Origin of the sequence: Kitasatospora sp. NPDC004745 (assembly GCF_042873275.1) — a bacterium.
Lineage (GTDB): Bacteria > Actinomycetota > Actinomycetes > Streptomycetales > Streptomycetaceae > Kitasatospora.
The window spans coordinates 396643-417553 of record NZ_JBIALK010000003.1 but is presented as its reverse complement, the minus strand read 5'-3'; the positions used below and the strand labels follow the sequence as shown (position 1 = coordinate 417553).

Below are 20911 nucleotides of genomic sequence, written 5' to 3'. Positions count from 1 at the left end.
GACCGCACGACCGAAAGGACCGGTTGATGGCCAACCAGACGACCTCCGTCAGCATCGAGGGGATGCTGGCCGCCCAGAGCAACTTCCAGACCGCGCTGGACGAGGCGAACCGCACCTACACCCAGATGGCCGGCCAGATCGAGACGCTCCAGTCCAGCTGGACCGGCGACGCCTCCACCACCTACCTCGGGGCGATGAACACCTGGCTCCAGGACTTCGGCACCGTCCGCACGCAGCTCGGCCTGATGCTGGAGAAGCTCCAGGCCAACACCGGGTCGTACGGGACGACCCACCAGGCCACCACGGACATGGCCTCGCAACTCAGCAAGGGCATGGCCACCCCGCTGCCCGGCTTCTAGGAGCACCCCCGTGGACCAGGCCGGGCGCGGGCCGGTCCACGGGCCCCGCCCCGCCAGCGCCGCCCGCCCCCGGAACCCCCAGGAGGAGTCACCCGCATGAGTACGTACGCGGTCAACATGACCCAGGTCGAGTACATCGTCGGCGAGATGGCCGCGATCAGCAACAAGCTCCAGCAGACCCTGAGCCAGCTGGACGACGGCACCGCGCAGCACCTCAGCGAGTGGAGCAGCGACGCCCGCACCACCTACGACACCGCCAAGGCCAAGTGGGACGCCGCCGCCGGCGACATGGTGCTCCAGGCACAGAACGCGACCACCGCGCTCGGGCAGATCCACGAGTCCTACCACCAGGGCGAGCGGCACGGCGTGAGCCTCTGGGACCAGTGACGTGTCGGCGACCGACGAGTCCCTCGCCGCGCGCGACGACTCCCACCAGTCCTCCGACCCGAACATCAACCCCAACGACTACGGGGGCGGTTCCGGCGGCGGCTCCGGCAGCAGCGGCGGCGGCTCCGGCGGCGGGGACCACTGGACCGGTGACCCTCACATCGGCGCCGGGCACGGGACGTTCAGCGACACCAACCCCTTCGCCGTCCCGGTCGTGCCGCGGCACGGCGCGACCGGCCCGGGCACCGTCGCGGTGAGCACGCCCTCCCTGGACGTGTTCGCGGCCAACATCGACCGGCTGATCCGGCCGATGAGCGAGGTCGCCACCGCCCTGGACGGCGTCCGCGTGGCGCCGGGCTCCTTCTACCACGCCAACGTCATGCGGAACCGGGTGAACGGGCCGAACGGCGACGCCGGGCTGAAGAAGGACTTCGGCGAGTCGCTCTCCTCGCTGATCACCGGGCTGACCGACCTGCGGGACGGCGTCAGGGCGCTGAGCGCCAAGTACCGCACGGTGGAGGAGGTCAACGGGATGACGGCCAGGGACTTCCAGCAGGCGATGGCCGACGCAGTCGGCGACTTCAACGCCGTCGTCACCGCGAACGGCGGCACCGGCACGGCGAACACCACCACCAACACCGGTGGCGGCACCGGCAACGGGACCGGCGGCAACACCCCCGCCCCGGCCTGACCGAGGCGGCCGGCCGGGCGGATCGAGAGGAGAACGGGACGTGCCCGACTACAACGGCCACGGCTTCCACCAGGGCGACGACGGAGCCGTCTTCGGCACCACCGACGGCTCGGCCACCGGCTCCGAGGGGGACTACGACCTCTGGGACTGGAAGCAGATCATGGCGGCCGTCAGCGGCATGTCCGCCGGGGTCGGGGACGACGTCAACCTGTCCCACGCCCGGTCGGTCTCCGATCCCCGGTCGCTCCAGGACGCCGCCAACACCTACTACCGGGTGCAGAAGTCGCTGGAGGCGGTGGCGAAGAGCCTGGTCGACCAGGCCAAGGCGCTGGCCGGGGAGGACGGCCCCTGGAAGGGTCCGGCGGCGGACTCCTTCCTCGACACCATGACCACCTTCTCCCGCCAGGTCGCGGCCAACGCCAAGGTGCTGTCCGGCGGTTCGACCGGCCGGCACTCCGTCCCCCAGCAGCTGGCGAACAACGCCGTCACGCTGAGGAACGCCAGGCTCAAGCTCGCCGAGATCGACACCTGGTACGCCAACCGGGCGCAGCAGCTGGGCCTGACACCGATGTCCAACGGTCTCATCCCGATCAGCCAGAAGCCGGAGCTGGTCCGCAACATGACCGAGGACATGCGGACGGTGCTGAAGAGCCTCGCCTCGCACTACCAGTTCACCTCCGACACGATCGTCTCCCCGCAGCCGGTTCCCTCACCGATCAACACCCCCGACGAGCACCAGGGGCCCGGCGGCGACGGTCCGGGCGGCGGCCCCGGCCCGCTGCCGGATCCGCAGGGCGTCGGCGGGGACCTCCCGGGCGGGGGCGACCTCGCGAGCCTCGCCGCCGGGCCCGGGCTCGACGGGCTCGGCGGGCCGGCGGACCTCGCTGCCGGCCCCGGTGGCGCGGACGGCCTCGACGACCTCGCCGGACTGAGCGGCCCCGGTGGGCTGAGCGGCCTCGACGGTGCCGGGCTGCCGGACCTGCCCGGGCTGTCCTTCCCCGGCGGGCTCGGCCCAGGCCCCGGCGGACTCGCCGCGCTCGACCCCGGCACCTTCCCCGGCCCGGGCGGCCTCGGTGGTCACGGAGGCCTCGACAAGCTGGGCGGGCTCGACGGGACCGACCTCGGCGGCCTGCCCGCGCTGGGCACGCTGGGCGCACTCGGGCTCGGCGGCCTCGCGGGCCTCGGCGGTCCGGGCGCGGCCGGCAAGGGCCTGGCCGCCGGCCGCGGCACGGTCTCGGGCCTCGCCGGGTTCCCGCGCGGCCTCGGTCTGGGCGGCCGGGCCGACCGGACCGGGGAGGAGGCGGCCGGCGAGGAGCTCCAGGACGGCGCCGGCACGGCCACCGGACTCCCGGCCGGCGCGGCCACCGAGTCGGGCCTGCCGGCGGGCATGGGCGGCGCCGGGATGCCCTTCATGCCGGGCATGGGTGGCGGCGCACCCGCGGGCCGGGGGGACGGGTCGGGCGAGCGGTCCGACGCCTCGGGCCTGCTGACGCCGAGTACGGAACCCTGGGAGGCCGGGGCGGAGTCCGGCGAGCCGGAGGCCGGATCCGCCGCCGGCGCGGCCGCCGGCGGCGAGGGGCTGACCGCGGGCGGGGTACCGCTGCTGCCGGCCGCGGGAGTGGCGGGGGCGGCCGGCCGGACCGAGGAGGGCAGCGGCGCCCGCTCCGAGGCCGCGGGCCTGCTGGACGCGGGCACCGAGCCGTGGACGGCCGGCGTCGCCCGGGAGGCGGCCGTGCTGCCGGGCTTCGGCGGGCCGGTCACGGCCCCGGCCGTGGGGACGGGGACGCCGAAGGGGACGGCCGCGGGGACCGCGGCGAAGGCCGCCGCGGCGCCCCAGGAGACCGTCGCGGAGGCGGGGGCCGCCGTCGCCGGGCCGGCCCCCGCGACGGAACCCGGTGAGCCCGAGGGCCGGACGGCCGTCCTGCCCCGGCCCGTGGCGGGCGGCCCCGAGGAGGACACCGCGCTGTGGGAGCGCGGCGCCGGCGCATTCGTCCCACTGCTGTGGGCGGCCGCGCCCGCCCGGCAGGGACAGGGCGAGGAGCGGCCCGCCGAGGGACCGGCCGTCGCCGCCGAGCCGGCCGAGCCATGGTCCACCTGGCAGCCGGACCGCACCGGCGGCGCAGCGGGCGGCGCCGGACAGGCCCTCGGCGCGGCGGTGTTCGGCTGCGGCGACGGCGGACCGGAGGCGCCGGAGCCCGAGGCGGAGACCGTCGAGGCCGAGGAGGAGACCGCCCCGCGCGGCGTCGCCGACCTGCTCCTCCTGGACGAGAGCACCTGGGGCGGCGCGTCGGACGGTCCCGCCGCCACCTACTGAACCCCGTCCCACCGGACCACGAGAGGAACGCCGTGCCCAGCCCGTACGACCAGCAGATCGAGGACCTCCTCGCGCAGTACGCCCGCCAGCGCGAGGAGGCCGCCGAGACCCGCCGCCGGATCGCCGCCACCACGGCGACCGCCACCGACCCGCGGCAGGCCGTCAAAGCCACCGTGGGGGCCCAGGGCGAGCTCACGGCCCTGGAGTTCCCCACCGGCGCCTACCGCAGGATGGCTCCGAAGGAGCTGGCCGACCTGCTGCTCGCCACCGTCGGGCAGGCCCGGGCGCAGGCGCTGGAGGCGGTGTCCGCGGTGGTCACCGCGGAACTGCCGCCGGGCGTGGTCCTGGGCGACCTGCTCCAGGGGCGCGTCGACCCGGCTGCGCTGATCCCCGAGGAGCCGGCCATGCCGGAGGCCGTCCGCGCGTACGTGGACCACGGCTTCGACGGGGTGCCGTCGCGTGGCTGAGCACTTCTCCGTCGACACCGAGGCCCTGGCGGCCGCCACCGGGCCGGTCCAGGAGCTGGCCGCGCAGATCAGGGCGGTCGGCACCCGGCTGGAGGCCCGCCTCGGCGAGCTCGGCGAGTGCTGGGGCGAGGACTACACCGGCCGGGAGTTCCGCGACCAGTACCTCCGGCCGAAGGAGCAGCTCACCGAGGGGATCTCCGGCACCGCCGAGGTCCTGGACAGCACGGTGGACGGCATCGGGACCATGGCGAAGGGCTTCCGGCGCACCGAGGAGCAGAACGTCGAGGCCCTGCGCACGCTCACCGCGGCCACCCCCGACCTGCCGGCCGGCGGCGACGGCGCGCACGGGCCGCACACCGGAGGGCCCCACACAGGCCGTCGCTGACCCGCTGTCCGCTCGGCCCGCCGTTCCGCCGGCTCGCCGCGACCGCACGACCGGCCGCCACCCCTGTGACCGAGGAAGAGTGAACGCATGAGCGTCGAGATGCCCCCCGCCCTCGACTGGGTCGCCAAGCTGGCGGTCGGCCAGTCCTGGCCCAAGGGCGACGAGGACCGACTGCGCGGGCTTGGTGCGGCCTGGGACGACGCGGCGCGGGAACTCAAGGGCATCAGCGAGCAGCTGGGCTCGACCGGCAACGGTGTCCTGGAGGCGGTGGGCGGCCGGGTCGCCGACGAGTTCCGGGCCTTCGTGACCCAGCTGGAGGCCGCCGTGCCGCAGATGGCGGAGTCATCGCAGCAGATGGGCAAGCTCGGCCGTCACACCGGCGTGCAGATCGAGTACTCGAAGTACATGATCCTCGGCCAGCTCGTGCTGCTGGCCGGTCAGATCGCGCAGTGGGCCTTCTTCGCGCCCGAGGTCATCCCGGCGGCGATCACCTCGGCGCGGGTGGCGGTCCGGATGATCCTGCGCCGCTTGCTGATCTCCGTCGCCGCGGGGGTGGCGCTCAACCTCGGTCTGGACGCCGCCGTCCAGACCATCCAGATCCTCAAGGGCGACCGGACCGAGTGGAGCCTCGACAACACCAGGTCGGCCGCGATCTCCGGGGCGATCGGGGGTGCGGTCGGCGGGGTGTTCTTCGGAGTCGGCGGCGTCGTCGCGCCGAGGTTCGCCGGCTCGCTGATCGGCAAGGGCGTGCTCGGCGCGGCCACCGGAGTGACCACGGCGGGGATCATGCTGGGCGCCTTCGGCGGCGAGGAGCTGCTCGGGGCCTCCGTCGCGGCCGGCATCGTCGGCTCGCTCGGCGGCGGCGGCCGGCGGAGGTTCGGCGGCAAGGGCGACACCGTCGCGGTGGACCAGGTCCGTCTCGACCTGCCGGACCGGCCCGTGCTCGACCTGTCCGGCGAGGGAGTGGTGGAGAGGGCCCCGGTACCCGTGCCCGTGACCGCGTCCGAGGGGCCGGCGGGCGGCGGCCAGCGGGCCGGGACCGATCGGCCCCGGCCCGCGGCGGGCGGGCCCGGTCACCCCGGAGGCACACCCGGGGCCCCGGAAGAGGAGCGGTCGGCCGTCGTGCACGCGACCTCGACCGCCGCGCGGACGGCCGGCGAAGGGGCGAACGGGCGCGCCGCCGCCGTCCTGCCGGGCTTCGCGACGGCCGTCGCCGACACCGGCCGGACGGCTTCGCAGGGCGGGACGGCCATGGCGAGGGGGACGGCGGCCGGGTCCGCGGGTCGGTCGGCCCAGGCGGGCACGGGCGCGTCCGCCCACGCGCAGGCCGCCGGCGGGGTGCGCGTGGTGGGCGCCGCCGGGTCGTCGGGTGGCGCCGGTCGGACGGCGGAAGCCCCCTCATCGGCTGGCCACGCCAGGGCGACGGGGCGCCCGCCGGCCGCCGCGCCGGCGGGCACCCCGGGCGCGGGTGCCCCGGTCGCAGGAACCCCGGCCCGGCTGGAATCCCGAGGATCGGAGGCCCGGGTCGCTGCGCCGGCGGTGGGCACCGGCCGCACCGCCGACCCCACGGGCGTCGGGCGGCCCGCGACCTCCGCAGGACCATCCGCTCCCGGCGGACCGGGCGCGGCGGCCACCCCCGGGCCCGTCCGGTCCGCCGCCGAGCTCGCGGCCGCCAAGGCGTCCGCCCCCGCGGAGCCGGTACGCACGGCGGCCGGTCCCGGTCCGCGCCCGGAGTACGGCCCCGCACGGGAGGCGGAGCCGACGGTGGCCACCGCTTCGGCCGGCACCTCCTCGCCCGCCCCCGCTTCGGCCACCGCCTCCACGGCCCCCGCCGCTGCCGGCCCGAAGCACCCCACCGCCTCCACGGCCCCCGCCGCCGGGGCGCTCCCCCGTGACCGTCCTCGCCCACCGGCGCCCCGGATGGTGCTGGACCGCACCCCGGGCTTCGTCGTCCGCTCCGGCTTCGAGGCCCGCCGGTTCGTGTACGCCGGCGCCCCGGTCACCGACCTGACGGTCCGGATCGCCTTCCGGGACGGCGGCCGGGGGCACGACACCGCCTCGATCTGGTCCAGGCTGGTCCAAGGCGTCGAGGAGCACTTCAACCGGCCCGGCCACCAACTTGCCGGAGGCGACCGGCTGCACGTCACCGTGGTGCCCGCGCGCCCCGGCGAGCATGCCCACCTGACGGTCGACCTGGTCGGCCGGGACCGGGGCATGGACCAGCGGTCGTGGTGGCCGGACGCCGAACCTGTGGATTACGCACACGAGTTGGGTCATCAGCTGGGCCTGCGCGACGAGTACCGGGCGCCGGACCTCCCGCACCGGCCCGCCGTCGAGGGCAGCATGATGGGCGACTACCACCGCCCGGCGCCCGGGGGCCTGCCGCAGGCCGGTCTCCGCGAGCGCCACCTCCGGCTCATCTCCGCCGTGGTCGCCGACCTGGACGTCTCGGGTCCCGCCGAAGGGCACCACCTGAGCTGGGACGCCGCTCGGGCCGCCGCGACCCCGCACTCCCGCGCTCACGCGTGGGCGGACCCGGTCTCCGACCCGCTGCACCGGGGGCGGCCGACCGGTTCGTCCGCCGTGGCGCCGCGCACCCACGCCTCGCCGGGCGACGCCGGCCAGGGTCATGGCGCCGACGGGTCCGCCGCTCCCGTCCCCGCCGCCGGAGACCCCGCCGCCGCGAGCGGCAGCGGATCCACGGCCCAGCCGGATGCATCCCACAACTCGGTTCTGATGCAGCCCGGTTACGCCTCCGGCGACCAGTTCGGCATCTCGGTCTCGCTGCTGCACGACCCCAACATGCACGTGCTGATCGCACGTGGCCCGGAGCCCGGCACCCCCGGCCACGACCCCGTCCAGGACAAGTCCCGGGCGATCGCGCGGTTCTACCGCTCCGCCGGGATCGACGCGGGCCGGATCCACTTCGTCGACGTCCCCTCGATGGAGAAGCGCACCGTCTGGCGGGCCCTGAACGGCGAGGCCACCCGGATCGCCCAGCAGGACTGGGGGATCGAGAAGAGCTATGACGAGATGTACCAGCAGGGGGAGATCTGGGGCGTCACCGACGGGACCGCGTACGTCGGGCAGGTCTTCTCCGACGGGCTGCGGAGCACCGTCCGCGCGGCCTGGGGCATGACCGACGCGCACGACGGACGGATCGGTTCCTGGCTGGAGGGGCGCGGGATCCACCTGCCCCCGAAGGACGGCAAGGTCCTGGTGCTCTGGTCCCGCTTCACCGGGAAGGCCACCCGGTGGGACGACCTGCGCAGCCGGATGGAGCACGACACCAGCTTCCAGGGCATCCGGCAGATCGTGCGCGACGTCGGCCGCGAGTACGACGCGGTGATCATTACCGGGGACCCGCACCCGAACCCGGCGAAGAGCGACAAGTGGGACGACCTCGTCGTGCAGATGCGCTCCGAGCTGGGCACCGACACCGTCCACCACATCACCGGCTTCTGGAAGGGGAGGGGGGAGGAGCTCACCTCCTGGGGCGGTGACACCCGCACCGGGCAGTTCCTGCTGTACGACGCCCTGCACCGTCACTACCGGCTCGACCACCTCGGCTTCCGCTCCGGAAACCTGGAGGCGGTCGCCCTGCTCGGCCACCGGGTCTCCTACCTGGAGGAGGCGGGCGCCGGCGGTGCCGCCCGGATGGCGCAGTGGCACGACTCCGGCAATGGCCTGACCCGGGGCGGCGGCCTGGCGCCGGGCTACGAGCGAGTGATCGTCCCCGAGCCGCCCACCGCCTCCGGTCGGTACGCGCAGCAGTTCGACGTCGACGGCTTCGCGCAGGACGGCCGCGGCTACCAGCGCCCGGACCCGAACGCCTGGTGGCGCAAGCCCGCCGAGGTGTACGGCCAGGAGCGGGGCTTCGGTACGCGTGAACTGGACGATATCCGGGCCCAGCTGGGTCTGCCGGACGCCTCCGGGGCGCGTGACCGGGCCGGGTTCTTCATCGACCGGGTGCAGCACCTCCGGCGCAAGTACGAGACGGTGCGCGCCGAGGTGGTGCGCCTCTCCGGAGGGGGACCGCAGGTCGAGGCGTACCTGTCCGGCTACGACCGGTACTTCAGGACGGCACCGGACCAGTACCACGCCGGGCCGGAGCAGCTCTACCACGACCTCGTCGAGCACGGCCTGCCTCACCTGCCGCAGCTCTGGCAGTACTCGCGCAACCTCGCGTACCAGGCGTACGCCCAGCAGGCGACCGCGCACGGGCAGCCCTCCTCCGGGGGCCACCCGGGGGGCGACGGGCTGGCCCCGCGGGCGCCGGCGTCCGACAGCACCGGCGCGGCCACCGGCCAGGCAGCCGTGCCGACCACCCCTCACGCCACCGGCCACGCCGCCGGGACGGTCGTCGAGTCCCCGGCGGGTCCCTCGGCGGCCCATGCCACCCCCGGGCCGGAGGGCCCGACGCCCGCCGGCGACGTCCGGTCCGTGAACGACGTCCGGTCCGTCGGGCCGGACCTCGCCCGGGAGCGGTACGGCCTGCCGGAGAAGAACTTCGGCAAGTTCCGGCAGCTCGCGCGGGAGCGGAACCTGGTGATCGACGTCCGGCCGACCAACACCGAGGCCCCGAAATGGCTCGACCGGGGGATGCTCCCGAAGCCGAAGGACATCAAGGCCAAGACGGTCAACGAGCTGGACGTCCACCTGGGGGCCGACCGTGAACACGTCGGCCTGGTCGGGTACTTCGAGCCTGTGCGGCCCGCACGCGAGGGCCTGGACGAGGCGACCTGGGGGCGCGTCGAGGCCCGGTACCGCCAGCGCGCCCACGAGTTCGCCGAGCTGGCCCCGGTGATGCGCCGTTTGGAGTCCGAGGGCCGGTTCCGGGTGGAGCACGGCCTGGTGCTGGGGGAGGACGGGCACGGCGGCTGGAGGGCCATCACCGGCGACCACGACGTGTTCGACATCTCGACCCCGGGCGGTTCCCGACTGACACCGACCCGGTACGACGGCGTGGTCGGGGAGATGATGGCCAACGACATGGCCGTCATGCACGGCGCGCACAGCTACTGGTCACCGCAGTCGCCGTTCAGCAAGAGCATCTTCGCCAAGATCAACGCCTCCCACCTGCCGGGCGGCGAGCCGCTGGTGCGCTTCCGCCCCGACTCCGACCGGGCCGAGCTGGTCCACGCCGCGGAGCGGCCGGAGCACCCGGCGTCGGACGGTCCGCCCGCCGGCATGGCCGACCCCGCCGAGGTGGCCCCGCGCGCTCCGATGACGACCGGCGAGCACGACCAGTCCGGCGGCCAGCAGACCGCCCACACCGCACACTCGGGCCAGCCCGCCGGTCCCGCCGCCGGGCCCGCCACCGAGGGCCACGCGTTCCGCTACGCGGAAGGCGCCGTCGAGCCCGACGCCGTCCACTTCGCCCGCGCCGACGCCCTGGCCGCCGAGTTGGTCCGCGCCGCGGTCGGGCGCGCGGAGTCGGGGCTGCCACTGCCGAGGATCACGGTCACCGGCCACGGCAACGGAACGGTCGCGGGCCAGCCGCACTTCGGCCGGGCCATGCAGATCGGCAAGGAGCGCGCCGAGGCGCTCGCCGATCTCCTCGTCGAGCGGATCGCCACGCACCTGGGCGGACACGACACCCGGCTCACGACGGCGGACCTCGAGGTCCGCACGCGCTCCCGCGGCCAACTCGCCCCGCTGGGCACGGACCCGGCCCACCTCACCGCCGAGGAGCGGCGTCAGGCCGTGGTCACCCTCGACCACCCGGAGCCGGAACCCGCCGCCGCGGCCCCGGCGGACCTCCCCGACGGGGGCACCGGAGGCACGGTGGAGGCGCGGGCCAACGCCGTCCGTCACGGTCTCGGCGCGGAGACGGTCGACTACCTGTTCGGCGACGGCCCCCGGCCCGCACAGACGGTCGCCGCTATCGGCGAGCACCCGTCCTGGGTCGAGGACCGCGCGCTCGGCCGCTGGGCGGCCGGGGTCGCGATGACCCCCAAGTACGAGACCCTCGTCGCGCTCAACCGGCTGACCCGCTCCGGTGAGGGGCCGCAGGGCGACTCGCTGCTCTACCTCGGTGCGAACGCGGACGTCGAGCACCCGCTCTTCACCACCCGGGCGACCCGGATGACCCTCATCGGTGTCGACCCGGAGAACCTGGACGCGGTGACCCGCAAGGCCCACCTGGACCAGGTGGTCGGCGTCATGGAGCGGAACCTGCGCGGCTACGCGACGCCGGGCCACACGGTCGTGCGGGCGGAGACCGAACCCGGCCGGGTGACCAGACTGACCGTCGAGGGCCCGGACGGACCGGTGCTGACCGTCGACTACCACGCGGTCACCTACGACGAGTACCTGCACGCCAACCCCGCCGAGCGGTTCGAGGTGGTGATGGACAAGGACTCCTGGCTGCTGGAGTGGCGTTCGGAGCAGGGGGTGGCGGACGCGGTCCACGGCCTGCTGGCGGAGGGCGGCAGCTGGATCGGCGGGACGGAGCTCGGCGCGCCGGCCGACGCCCGGTTCACGCAGGCGCCGGCGGAGCGGCTGGGCGTCGGCGACCCGAAGTGGAGCGGCTACCAGGACCTGCGGCTCCGCACCCGGACCGACCGGCCCGCCGAACCGGCCGCTGCCCCGGCCTCGACGTCGGCCTCGACCTCGGACCCGACCCCGACCGCCTCGACGTCGGCCGCCGCCGGCGCCGGTTCCGCCACGGAGGCCGGGGTCGGCGAGCTCTTCAAGGGCGTCATGGTGGCCGCCCGGGACCGCTTCGCCTTCCGCGGCTGGACCTTCGACGAGGCCGCGTACACGTCCATGCTCGACGACGACCTGGCGTACTCCCTCCCCTACCACCACTCCTTCGCCGGGGACGAGGCGAGCGTGCTGGCGAACGCGCTCGCGCTGCTCCCCGGCGTGGCGCAGCGCCTCTCCGCGGAGATCAGCACCTTCGCCGGGACGGACGGCGACTTCGGCCCGCGCCGTATCCTGCGGGACTTCGCCGTTCTGCTCGACCTCGACCCGGACGTGCTCGCCCCGCCCCCGACCGGGGCGACCGGAGAGGAGGGGGCCTGAGCCCCGGGTGGCCGTCCGACCGCGGAGCGGCCACCTCGACCTCGGTCGCACGGAACCGGGGCTGTCCGGCTTCCTCACCGCCGTGCTGGCGCTCCTGGACGATCGGCCGGCCGCTCGGCGCCGCGCGCTCACAGGGACGACCGAACGCCGAGGACTGCGGGAGCTGTTCGGCCGCCCGAGCCGGGGCGGGGGAACGGGAGCTGACGGTGTGGGAGCGGATGATCTCCTGCGCACTGTCCCGCAAGCCGTAGCGGCCCAACGCGCGCCGGGCGGGGATCCGCCCGGCGCCGGGCCCGCACACCGTGGCGACCCGACTTACCTGCGGGTGTTCTTGACGTTGGGTTGGGTCTTCTGGTTGTAGATCTCCTTGCCGTTGGCGTCGTAGGCGTGGACGTAGGGGGCCGGGGGGAAGGACTTGCGGTCGGGGCCGGTGGTGACGGCCGCCGCGTAGGCGAACGCGCCGCCCGCCATGACGGCCGGGTACTGCGTCGGGTCCTCGCCGTAGCTGATGGTGACCTTGGCGACGTCGGGGGTGTAGTGCCCGGCGCCCAGCGAGAGGTGCTGCCCGGCGCCGGTCGGTGTGCTGAAGCTGTCGAAGAACTCGATCAGGTGGCCGGCGCCCCACAGACGGTCGTTGATGAACGTCGCGGGGACGGACATGCTCGTGCCCTTGTTGCCCTTCGACTCGCACTGCACGTACTGGCCGGCGGAGTCGACGGCGATCACGACACCGTCGGTGTCCGTCGCGGCGACGGGAGTGCGCACCGCGATCACCGCGTGGTACTTCGACGCCTCCGAGCCCAGGCACGAACCCAGGATCCGGGCGACGGCCCCGGCATCGATCGGAGTCGTCGCCGTACTGGTCACGCCGGAAGCAGCCGGGGCGGAAGGGGACGCCGACACGGAGGGGGTGCCGGTGGGGGCTGCCCCCTGTTGTGGTTCCGGTGACCTTCGTGGTTCCGGTGAGTGCAACGCGGACGGGAGCGCCAGGCACAGGACCGCTGCGGTGCAGGCCGCGGTCGCGGCCAGGGCGTGCCGGCGGTAGCGGCGCCGGTCGGCGCGTCTGCGGATCTCCGCGGCGGGCAGGGACGGCGCGGACAACTGCGTGCCGAGCAGCCGCAGCCGGTCGCCGAGGGTGTCGTGGACGGGGTCAGACACGGAGCTTTCCTTCCTCGCTGATCGGGGCCTGGTCGGCGAGTCTGGTCGCGAGCGCGGTCCGGCCGCGGGCGAGGCGGCTCTTGACGGCGCTGACGCTGGCACCGGTCTCGACCGCGACCTGCTCGACGGAGAGGTCGCACATGTGGTGCAGGACCAGGGCGCTCCGTTGTGCCTCGGGCAGGTCGCGGAGCGCGGTGACCAGCACGAGGTGCTCCTCGGTGGGCGGCTCGACGGTGGGTGGTTCCTGGCGGTGGTGGCGTCCGGCCAGGTGTAGGCCCCGGGCCAGACGCCGCCAGCGGGAGTGGGCCAGCCGCCGGGCCGTGGTCCGGATCCACGCCTCCGGGGCGTCGTCCGGGTCGAGGGTGCGCCGCCGGTCCCACGCACGGATGAAGGCCTCCTGGACCACGTCCTGCGCTTCGGACCAGTTGCCGGTGATCGCGTAGAGCTGCCCGGTCAGGCGGGAGAAGGACGCCGCGTAGAACGCGTCGAACTCCTGTGGCGTCATCAAGGGCCTCTCCTCCGGAGTGTCCGTCAGCTCGCGGCACGGCCGGTCCGCGAGGAGGCGGTCCTCGGCCGCGGCGGTGGAGCCGTGCGTCCTGGGTGGAGCCTCCCGCCCTGTACGCACGAGCGCCGTTGCGGGGTTGCGCCCACGAACTATGACCTGGATCACGTGTGCGGAGTGCGACCTGCCGGGCGTCAGGAGGCGTACAGGGGTGCCGGGCATCAACCGGACGCCCGCAGGAAAGGACACGGATTCATGCGCATCCGCCCGATCGTGCCTATCGCAGCCACCGCCGCAGTAGTCACCGCCGCAGTCATCGCGACCGCGGGGGGAATGGCCACCGCCGCAACCGGTACCCCCGCGCCCACCTCCACGGCGCACATCGAGCCCTCCGGCGCGCCGGCCTCCGCGGCCCCCACTGCCTCCGGCAGCCCCTCCGCCGGCGCCTCGGTCTCCGGCAGCCCCTCGGCCGGCCCTTCGGTCTCCGGTAGCCCCTCGGCCGGCGCCTCAGCCGCAACCGGCGCGACGGCCGCCCCGGCTGCGCCCGCCGTCACCAGTACGGCGACGACTCCGATCGATGCCGGGGCCGTCGCCCGGATCCTGGGTTCGTGCCTGGGCTCGGAGGCGTCGAAGTACCACGCGGTGATCGCGGTGCGCACTCCCGTCGCCTCGACGGACACCGACGGTGTCGTGATCGCCGTCGACTCCGCCGGCCAGTACGTGCAGTGCGAGTCGAAGGGCAACAAGGGCACCAGCATGTCCGTCCCCGCGACGTTCATCAACGACCGCCTGTGGGGCGCCGGCCACCTGATCGAGTTCTTCGACAGCTTCAGCACACCGACCGGCGCCGGGCAGCACCTCTCGCTGGGCGCCGGGCACTACACGCCCGACGTCGCCAAGGTCACCATCAGCTACGGCGACGACCCGAAGCAGTACCCGGCCGTCATGGCGGGCGGCGCGTTCGCCTACGCGGCGGCCGTCACCACCGGCCCCGACCGCAAGTCCTTCCCCCCGGCCCCCTACGTCCACGCCTACGACGCCAACGGCAAGGAGATCTACAACCAGAAGACCCAACCCAACGTCAAGAACACCCGCAAGTAGCCGTAACCCCGGACGCCCGATGGGGCCCGGCTCCGGGCGGAGCCGGGCCCGTCTCGGCGCCTCGGGGCCGCCGACGGGACGGCCCGGCCACGGCCGGTGCGCTTTGCACGCGCCGCGGCCGGGGATGTCCGCTGGTGGGCGGCGGGCGGTGGCGGGCAGGATGCCGCCATGACGACGAGCGGAACCCCCGGGACGGCGGCCGGGGCGGTGCAGGAGCTGCGGGGGATCGCCCACGCGTGGGTCGACGGCCGGTACGCCGAGCCGGAGTCGCTGATCCAGGCCGCTGTCCGCGCCCTGTCCGCGGGCGTGGACACCCCGTCGCTGTGGTTGCTCGCCTGGCTGCTCAGCGGTGAGGAGGACCAGGCCCCGGGGCTGTTCGACCGGGTGATGGACGAGCTCGGGTTCGGCTTCCGGCCGCCCGAGGGCGCCGGGGACTACTGGCAGGGCCGGCTGGCGCTCGCCCGGTGGTGGGCCGCCGAGATCGCCGGCGGGTGGCTCGACCCCGTCGAGGGGGCCTTGCTCATCGTCGAGAACGTGGCCGAGGTCTACGGGTCGTGCGAGGAGCTGGCACCCGTGGTCGACGCGGTGGCGGTCCACCTGGGCCGGGCCGGATCGCAGGCGCCCGCGGAGGAGATCGCCGCACACCTGACCCGGGCCGCCGGTGAACTCCTGGCCCGCATCCCGCCCCCGCCCGGCTCACCGGCCCCGGTCCACGGCGACGACCCGGACGGCGGCAGGCCGGCCTGACCCGCCCTGCGTGCCCGTGGACCACCTCGTGCCCGTACCACCGGACGTTCGAGGGTCGTGAGCGATCCGAGCGGCACGATTCCAGGGCCGCCTTCCAGGACGGTGAACAGCAGCGGATGTGGATGGACCCGCGGACCGGCGGGATCAGCGACCACTCCGGGCTCCCCGTCGTCACCGCCGCGGAGGCGGTGTGACCACCTGTCGGCATCGCGTCATCCTGTTCGTGTAGCGACGGTCACAAAGGGCGCGTCAAGGCCGCAGGTTCTGCGGCGCGGGGTCGTCCGGGCGAAGGATCTTCGGTTTCCGCGTGCAGGAATCCCGGCGGACCGAATCTCTGGCTGATGTAGAAGATGCAACGACTTTCACGTGACCGGCTTGAACCGATCACTTTCGCTCCTCATTCCGATCACGAATCGGGGCTGTTCGCCCACGACTGGTAGGAATGATTCCGAGCGGGCCGATCGCCACCGGACGTCCTGACCAGCGCCGACGACGCGCCGGGCAGTCGACGTCGCCGACCGGTCCGCGAAGAACGGGGGGCACCGAAAGGTCTTCACACATTCCACCTGGGGGGCATTGCCATGTCCGAAAGCACCACCACCGACCTCACCCGCCGACGGATGCTGCAAGGCGCCGTCGTCGCGACCGCCGTCGCCGCGGGCACGGTCGTCCTGGGCCTCACCGGCCCCACCGCGACCCCCGCCGTCGGCGCCGACACGGCGGGCGGCGAGAGCTTCGACGAGGTCTTCCGCGGCCGCCGCATCCAGGGCATGCCGATGTCCGGCGACGGCCACCACGCGATGAGCGGCTACATGGTGCTGATCGACGGCCGGGAGCTGCACATGATGCGCAACGCGGACGGCACCTGGATCAGCGTCATCAACCACTACGAGACCTTCACCACGCCGCGGGCGCTGGTCCGGGCCGCCGTGAACTCCCTGGACGGCGCCGACCTGGCCCCGATCGCCGCCTGACTCCGGACCGCACAACGGCCTCCGCACAGACCACCCTCGAAGGAAGAACCATGGCAGTCCGCAAGAACCAGGCGACCATGACGGCCGCGGAGAAGCGCGCCTTCGTCAACGCCGTCCTGGAACTCAAGCGCCGCGGCGCCTACGACGCGTTCGTCAGCACGCACAACGACTTCATCATGAGTGACACCGACACCACCGAGCGCACCGGTCACCGCTCGCCGTCCTTCCTGCCCTGGCACCGCAGCTTCCTGCTGCGCTTCGAGCGGGCGCTGCAGGCGATCGACGCCACCGTCACGCTGCCGTACTGGGACTGGACCACCGACCGCACCCCGGACTCCTCCCTCTGGGGCCCGGACTTCCTCGGCGGGGGCGGCGGCGCCACCGACGGCCGGGTGACCACGGGCCCGTTCGCGCAGAGCTCCGGCAACTGGACGCTCACCGTCAGGCCCGACTCCCGCAACTACCTGATCCGCCGGCTGGGCCAGAGCGGTCAGGGCCTGCCGACCAGGGCCGACGTGGACGCCGTGCTGGGGATGGCCACGTACGACGCCGCGCCGTTCAACAGCTCCAGCGCCGGCTTCCGCAACAACCTGGAGGGCTGGACGGGCGTCAACGTGCACAACCGGGTGCACGTCTGGGTCGGCGGCACCATGAGCACCGGGATGTCGCCCAACGACCCGGTGTTCTGGATGCACCACTGCATGATCGACCGCCTCTGGGCCGGCTGGCAGAGCCGCCACCCGGGCGAGGGCTACCAGCCCGTCCGCCGCACCAGGAACGTGGTCGCCCTGAACGACAGCATGAAGCCGTGGAACGACGTCACCCCGGCCGACCTGCTGGACCACACCAAGTTCTACACGTACGACACCGCGTACTGATCCGGCCGGCCCGGGTCGGGGGTCGGGGCAGTGGCCACCGCCCCGACCCCCGACCCGGGTGGTCTGGACCATTGGACGCATTTCGGCCGCGCGGTCATTTTCGGCCGTAGTCGGACCATCGACGGTTCGCACGGGATCCGGTCCCCCTATCCTCGTGCCCGATCGCGGCTCCGTCGGAGCCGGGCGACCCACGCACGGAATTCCCGCCCGAACCACCCATGATGGGGGAGTCCTCATGCCCAGGCCCAGAATCGCCCGCTTCCTGGCCGCCGCCGGTGTCGCGGCGCTGCTCCCGCTGTCCTTCGCGTCCGACGCACACGCGGCCACGTACCTGCAGACGATCTCGCTCATGAACGTCACCACGATGAAGTGCGCCGACCTGCCGGGTTACGGCTGGAACCCGGTGGACACCCGCGTCAGTCAGTACCCCTGCCGGCCCGGCCGCGACGACAACCAGATGTGGCGGCTGGAGCGGACCCGGACCGTCGACGGCCGCGCCCTGTACCAGTTCGCCAACGACAAGAGCGGCTACTGCCTCGACCTGCCCGACTACGGCGCGGCCCCGGCCGGTGCCCCGGTGGCCGTCTACACCTGCGCCTCCGACCCCGCGACCGACAACCAGGAGTGGTACCTCGTCGACGTCGTCGGCAACGGGGGCTACGAGATCGTCAACTACAAGAGCGGCCTCTGCCTGGACGTCGCCGGCTGGGCCGGAGACGGGAGCGACCGGGCCGACGACCTGCCCCTGACGGCGTACCCCTGCTACGACAGCTCGTGGCAAGGTGGCGTGTACGAGGGCTACGACGACCACATCTGGCGGTTCTACGGCTGATCGTGCGTCATGTCCGCGGCCCCGCACCCTCGTCGGGGGGTGCGGGGCCGCCGCCCCGTGCGGCTCGCGAGCCGGCTCGGCCGCCCCGGTGCCGGCGCCCCGTCGGGGAGCCGGCACCCGGCGGGCGTCAGTAGACGAGGACGTCCCAGTGGGTGCCCTCGTTGCAGTACAGGTTGCCGGATGCGGCCTTCCACTGCGGGTAGCCGTCACCCCGGAGGCCGATGTAGGTGAAGCTGTTCTGGACGTAGCCGTCGATGCAGGAGTTGCGGGCGATGTCGACCTTGTAGCCGTTGTAGTGGCTGTAGGTGCCGGAGGCGTGGCCCACCTCCGTCCCGCCGGTGATGTTGATGGCGCAGCCGCTGGCCCGCTTGAGGGTGATGACGGCGCTCACCGTGCCCGAGTTGATCTGCTCGAACGAGGTGCAGGTGGAGTTGGACCTGGTGGTGCAGCCCCCGCTGGAGCTCCACGTGACGCCGGCGCCGCTGAGCTGGGCGGCGGCCGCCGACTGGGACAGCTTGGTGCCGCTGGCACCGGCCGTGGGGGCCGAGACGGCGAGGCCGGCCACGGTCAGGGCGACGAGGGTGGCTGCGGTGCGTGGCTTCAACTGCATCTCCCGGTGAGGATGGTGTGCCTCGGACTCGGCTCCCCGCCGTGCCGTCAGGCCTCGGCGGCAGGACGGGAAGCCGGTGCCGGGCCCGCGGAAACCGGCCCGGACGAGTGGGTCGTACGCAGTGCTGTGACGCGGTGGTGCTCCGGCGCGAGGGCCGGCCGATCAGCGCGGCGCCGCCGGGCGCCGGCACCGCCCCAGGATGCCCGACCGGTGTCTATGCGAGTAGACCCCCGCCTGTGAATTTCGCGTGACGGGCAGCGGCCCTCAGCGCGTCGAAACGCCGTCCCGCGGGTCGTCCGCGGTCGGTCGGCGGCGGTCGTTCAGCGGTTCACCGCCCGCATCCCGTCCTCGTCGTAGCGCTCGCCGGACACCTCGGGCAGTTCGGCCTCGATGCGGGCCAGGTCCTGATCGGTCAACTCGACGTCGACGGCGCCCGCGTTCTGCTCCAGGTAGGTGCGGCGCTTGGTGCCCGGGATCGGCACGAGGTGCTCGCCGCGGGCCAGCACCCAGGCGATCGCCAGCTGGGCCGGTGTCACGTCCTTCTCCGCGGCGATCTCCTTCACCTTCCCGGCGAGCCGGAGGTTGGCCGCCAGATTGGCCTCCGTGAAGCGCGGGTTGGTGCGGCGGAAGTCGCCCTCGTCGAGTTCGTCCGGGGAGCTGAAGCGGCCCGCGAGGAAGCCGCGGCCGAGCGGGGAGTACGGCACGAAGCCGATTCCCAGCTCCCGGCAGGTGGGGAGCACCTCGGCCTCCACGTCCCGGGTCCAGAGCGAGTACTCGCTCTGGACGGCGGTGATCGGGTGGACGGCGTGGGCGCGGCGGATGGTGTCGCCGCTCGCCTCGCTCAGCCCGATGTGCCGCACCTTCCCCTCGGCGACGAGTTCGCCGAGCGCGCCGACGGTCTCCTCGATGGGCACGGCCGGGTCGACCCGGTGCTGGTAGTACAGGTCGATGCGGTCGGTGCCGAGCCGCTTCAGCGAGCCGTGCACGGAACCGCGGACGTGCTCGGCCGAGCCGTCCTGGCGGCCCACGGTCGACATGTCGCCGGGAACGGCGCCGTCCATGCGGTAGTTGAACTTCGTGGCGATCACGTACTCGTCGCGGTGCCCCCGGACGGCCTCGCCGACCAGGGACTCGTTGGTGAGCGGCCCGTAGACCTGCGCCGTGTCGAGGAACGTGATGCCCAGGTCCAGGGCGCGCCGGATGGTCGCGACGCCCTCGGCCTGGTCGGTGGTGCCGTAGAAGGCGGACATCCCCATGCATCCGAGGCCGATGGCCGATACCTGGAGGTCCCGCAGACTGCGCTGTTGCATGTGGCGTGCCAGCCCTTCGTCTCGATCGTCCCGGGGCCCGGCGCCTTCCGGCGCCCCGGTCCGGGTGACCGGTCGGGCCCGTCTCCTCGGAGAGGACCCTACGGTGCCGGGGCCGCGGGGGCCCGGAGGCGGTACCCGATGTCCCGGCCGCGGTTCACGGGGTCGCGCGCAGGGCGCGTCGGAGGCACTCCGTGAACCGGTCGAGGACGGCGGGGTCTCCGGCGGCGCGGGAGGGGTTGAGCTCGCAGATCGACAGCGCCCGGAAGCGCGGGTCCCGGCAGGCGGTGTCCAGTGCTTCGGACAGGGCGTCGAGCGTCGGGCCGCTGTTGCGGCCGTCGGTGCTCTCGGCGAGCGGCGCGTCGGTGAAGTCCAGGACGTCGACGTCGACGTGCACGGCCAGGGGGCCGGCGGGGAGCGTACCGAGGGCCCGGGTCACCTCGGTGCCCGGCGCGGTGGCGAGGTCGGTGTGCGAGCCCCAGCGCAGGCCCAGGGCCCGTGCCTGCTCGCGTTCCCAGGAGGTCGCGGCCTGGGGGTCGATGCCGAGGAGGTGGAGCCGGTCCGGGGTGAGCAGGGGGCGACGGGCGAACGCGGCCGCCAGCGGCTCCGCGGCTCCGGGCAGGTCCAGCCCGTGGGCGAGGCCCATCCAGTCGAGGGCGCCCTCGCGGGTGCTCGCCGGGGTGTTGAGGTCGAAGTGCCGGTCGATGTAGAGCAGGCCGGCGTCCGGGTCGCGTGCCGTGAGAGCGGCCATCACGCCCAGGGCGACGGTGCAGTTGCCGCCGATGACCAGGACGTCCGCGTCCTCGTCCAGCGCCGCGGCGACGTGGTCGGCGACGGCCTCGACGGCCCGGACCACCGCCGCGAGGTTCTGGGCCCGCGGGTGCTGCCGGTCCGGGGCCCACACGTGCAGCGGCCCGTCCCCGGCGTCCCGCACCCGGCGGCCCGCCGCGCTCAGGCGTTCGACCAGGCCCAGCTCGCGCAACACCCGTGGTGCGGCCTCCTGGCCGGGCGCGTAGCTGCCCGCACTGGTCGGTGCGCCGACCACGACGAGATCCCGTCGCATCCACCCATCATCGCCGTCCGTCCGGACGGGCGCGAGCGGGCTGCTCCCGGCCACGGGGGAGCGGCGATGCCGCCCGTGGAGAAGGGCGGCATCGCGGTCCGCCGGGC

Annotated in this window: 18 protein-coding genes; 12 read left to right on the top strand and 6 right to left on the bottom strand. The window is 74.2% G+C overall.

Annotation, left to right across the window (positions count from 1 at the left end):
- The first annotated feature begins 26 nt into the window (after window positions 1–26).
- From ACFYUY_RS08795 to ACFYUY_RS08765, 7 genes are all read left to right on the top strand, one after another.
- Window positions 27–359, top strand: coding sequence for a WXG100 family type VII secretion target (locus tag ACFYUY_RS08795; RefSeq protein WP_030396826.1), 333 nt, complete (start codon window positions 27–29; stop codon window positions 357–359).
- A 96-nt stretch (window positions 360–455) separates the two neighbouring features.
- The gene (locus ACFYUY_RS08790; protein ID WP_387899359.1) at window positions 456–746 is read left to right on the top strand and encodes a WXG100 family type VII secretion target; all 291 of its coding nucleotides are present in this window, start codon (window positions 456–458) and stop codon (window positions 744–746) included.
- A gap of 1 nt (window position 747) precedes the next feature.
- A complete protein-coding gene (locus tag ACFYUY_RS08785) occupies window positions 748–1437 on the top strand; it encodes a hypothetical protein (RefSeq protein ID WP_387899356.1) in 690 nt (229 codons plus the stop codon).
- 40 nt (window positions 1438–1477) lie between these two features.
- Complete coding sequence (locus ACFYUY_RS08780) at window positions 1478–3751, top strand: hypothetical protein (protein WP_387899353.1); 2274 nt, start codon at window positions 1478–1480, stop codon at window positions 3749–3751.
- Between the two features lie 32 nt (window positions 3752–3783).
- Window positions 3784–4218, top strand: coding sequence for a YbaB/EbfC family nucleoid-associated protein (locus ACFYUY_RS08775; RefSeq protein WP_387899350.1), 435 nt, complete (start codon window positions 3784–3786; stop codon window positions 4216–4218).
- On the top strand, window positions 4211–4603 hold the full coding sequence (locus tag ACFYUY_RS08770) for a WXG100 family type VII secretion target (protein WP_387899347.1): 393 nt from the start codon (window positions 4211–4213) through the stop codon (window positions 4601–4603). The genes ACFYUY_RS08775 and ACFYUY_RS08770 overlap by 8 nt, the downstream gene beginning before the upstream one ends.
- 87 nt (window positions 4604–4690) lie before the next feature.
- Window positions 4691–11632, top strand: a complete 6942-nt coding sequence (locus ACFYUY_RS08765; RefSeq protein ID WP_387899344.1) for a hypothetical protein — start codon at window positions 4691–4693, stop codon at window positions 11630–11632.
- A gap of 315 nt (window positions 11633–11947) precedes the next feature.
- On the opposite strand, the gene ACFYUY_RS08760 is transcribed toward ACFYUY_RS08765, so the two are convergent.
- The 3 genes from ACFYUY_RS08760 to ACFYUY_RS08750 all read right to left on the bottom strand — a co-directional run bounded on the left by ACFYUY_RS08760 (window position 11948) and on the right by ACFYUY_RS08750 (window position 13951).
- Window positions 11948–12790, bottom strand: a complete 843-nt coding sequence (locus ACFYUY_RS08760; RefSeq protein WP_387899341.1) for a hypothetical protein — start codon at window positions 12788–12790, stop codon at window positions 11948–11950.
- Window positions 12783–13295: a SigE family RNA polymerase sigma factor gene (locus ACFYUY_RS08755; protein WP_387899338.1), complete on the bottom strand. Its 513-nt coding sequence runs from the start codon at window positions 13293–13295 to the stop codon at window positions 12783–12785. Before ACFYUY_RS08755 ends, ACFYUY_RS08760 begins: the two co-directional genes overlap by 8 nt.
- 218 nt (window positions 13296–13513) lie before the next feature.
- Complete coding sequence (locus ACFYUY_RS08750) at window positions 13514–13951, bottom strand: hypothetical protein (RefSeq protein ID WP_387899335.1); 438 nt, start codon at window positions 13949–13951, stop codon at window positions 13514–13516.
- On the opposite strand from ACFYUY_RS08750, the gene ACFYUY_RS08745 reads away from it, so the two are divergent.
- From ACFYUY_RS08745 to ACFYUY_RS08725, 5 genes are all read left to right on the top strand, one after another.
- Window positions 13944–14393, top strand: coding sequence for a hypothetical protein (locus ACFYUY_RS08745; RefSeq protein ID WP_387899332.1), 450 nt, complete (start codon window positions 13944–13946; stop codon window positions 14391–14393). The two genes, ACFYUY_RS08750 and ACFYUY_RS08745, sit on opposite strands and share 8 nt — an antisense overlap.
- Window positions 14394–14561: 168 nt before the next feature.
- Window positions 14562–15140, top strand: a complete 579-nt coding sequence (locus tag ACFYUY_RS08740) for a hypothetical protein (RefSeq protein ID WP_360217931.1) — start codon at window positions 14562–14564, stop codon at window positions 15138–15140.
- Between the two features lie 581 nt (window positions 15141–15721).
- A complete protein-coding gene (locus ACFYUY_RS08735; RefSeq protein WP_387899329.1) occupies window positions 15722–16114 on the top strand; it encodes a tyrosinase cofactor in 393 nt (130 codons plus the stop codon).
- 50 nt (window positions 16115–16164) lie between these two features.
- Window positions 16165–16992, top strand: a complete 828-nt coding sequence (locus ACFYUY_RS08730) for a tyrosinase family protein (protein WP_360217937.1) — start codon at window positions 16165–16167, stop codon at window positions 16990–16992.
- 235 nt (window positions 16993–17227) lie between these two features.
- Window positions 17228–17824, top strand: coding sequence for an RICIN domain-containing protein (locus ACFYUY_RS08725; RefSeq protein ID WP_387899326.1), 597 nt, complete (start codon window positions 17228–17230; stop codon window positions 17822–17824).
- A gap of 127 nt (window positions 17825–17951) precedes the next feature.
- On the opposite strand, the gene ACFYUY_RS08720 is transcribed toward ACFYUY_RS08725, so the two are convergent.
- The 3 genes from ACFYUY_RS08720 to ACFYUY_RS08710 form a co-directional block, all read right to left on the bottom strand.
- Complete coding sequence (locus ACFYUY_RS08720; protein WP_387899323.1) at window positions 17952–18434, bottom strand: hypothetical protein; 483 nt, start codon at window positions 18432–18434, stop codon at window positions 17952–17954.
- 320 nt (window positions 18435–18754) lie between these two features.
- On the bottom strand, window positions 18755–19744 hold the full coding sequence (locus ACFYUY_RS08715) for an aldo/keto reductase (protein ID WP_387899320.1): 990 nt from the start codon (window positions 19742–19744) through the stop codon (window positions 18755–18757).
- Window positions 19745–19898: 154 nt separating this feature from the next.
- The gene (locus tag ACFYUY_RS08710; RefSeq protein WP_360217945.1) at window positions 19899–20804 is read right to left on the bottom strand and encodes an arginase family protein; all 906 of its coding nucleotides are present in this window, start codon (window positions 20802–20804) and stop codon (window positions 19899–19901) included.
- Window positions 20805–20911: the final 107 nt, after the last annotated feature.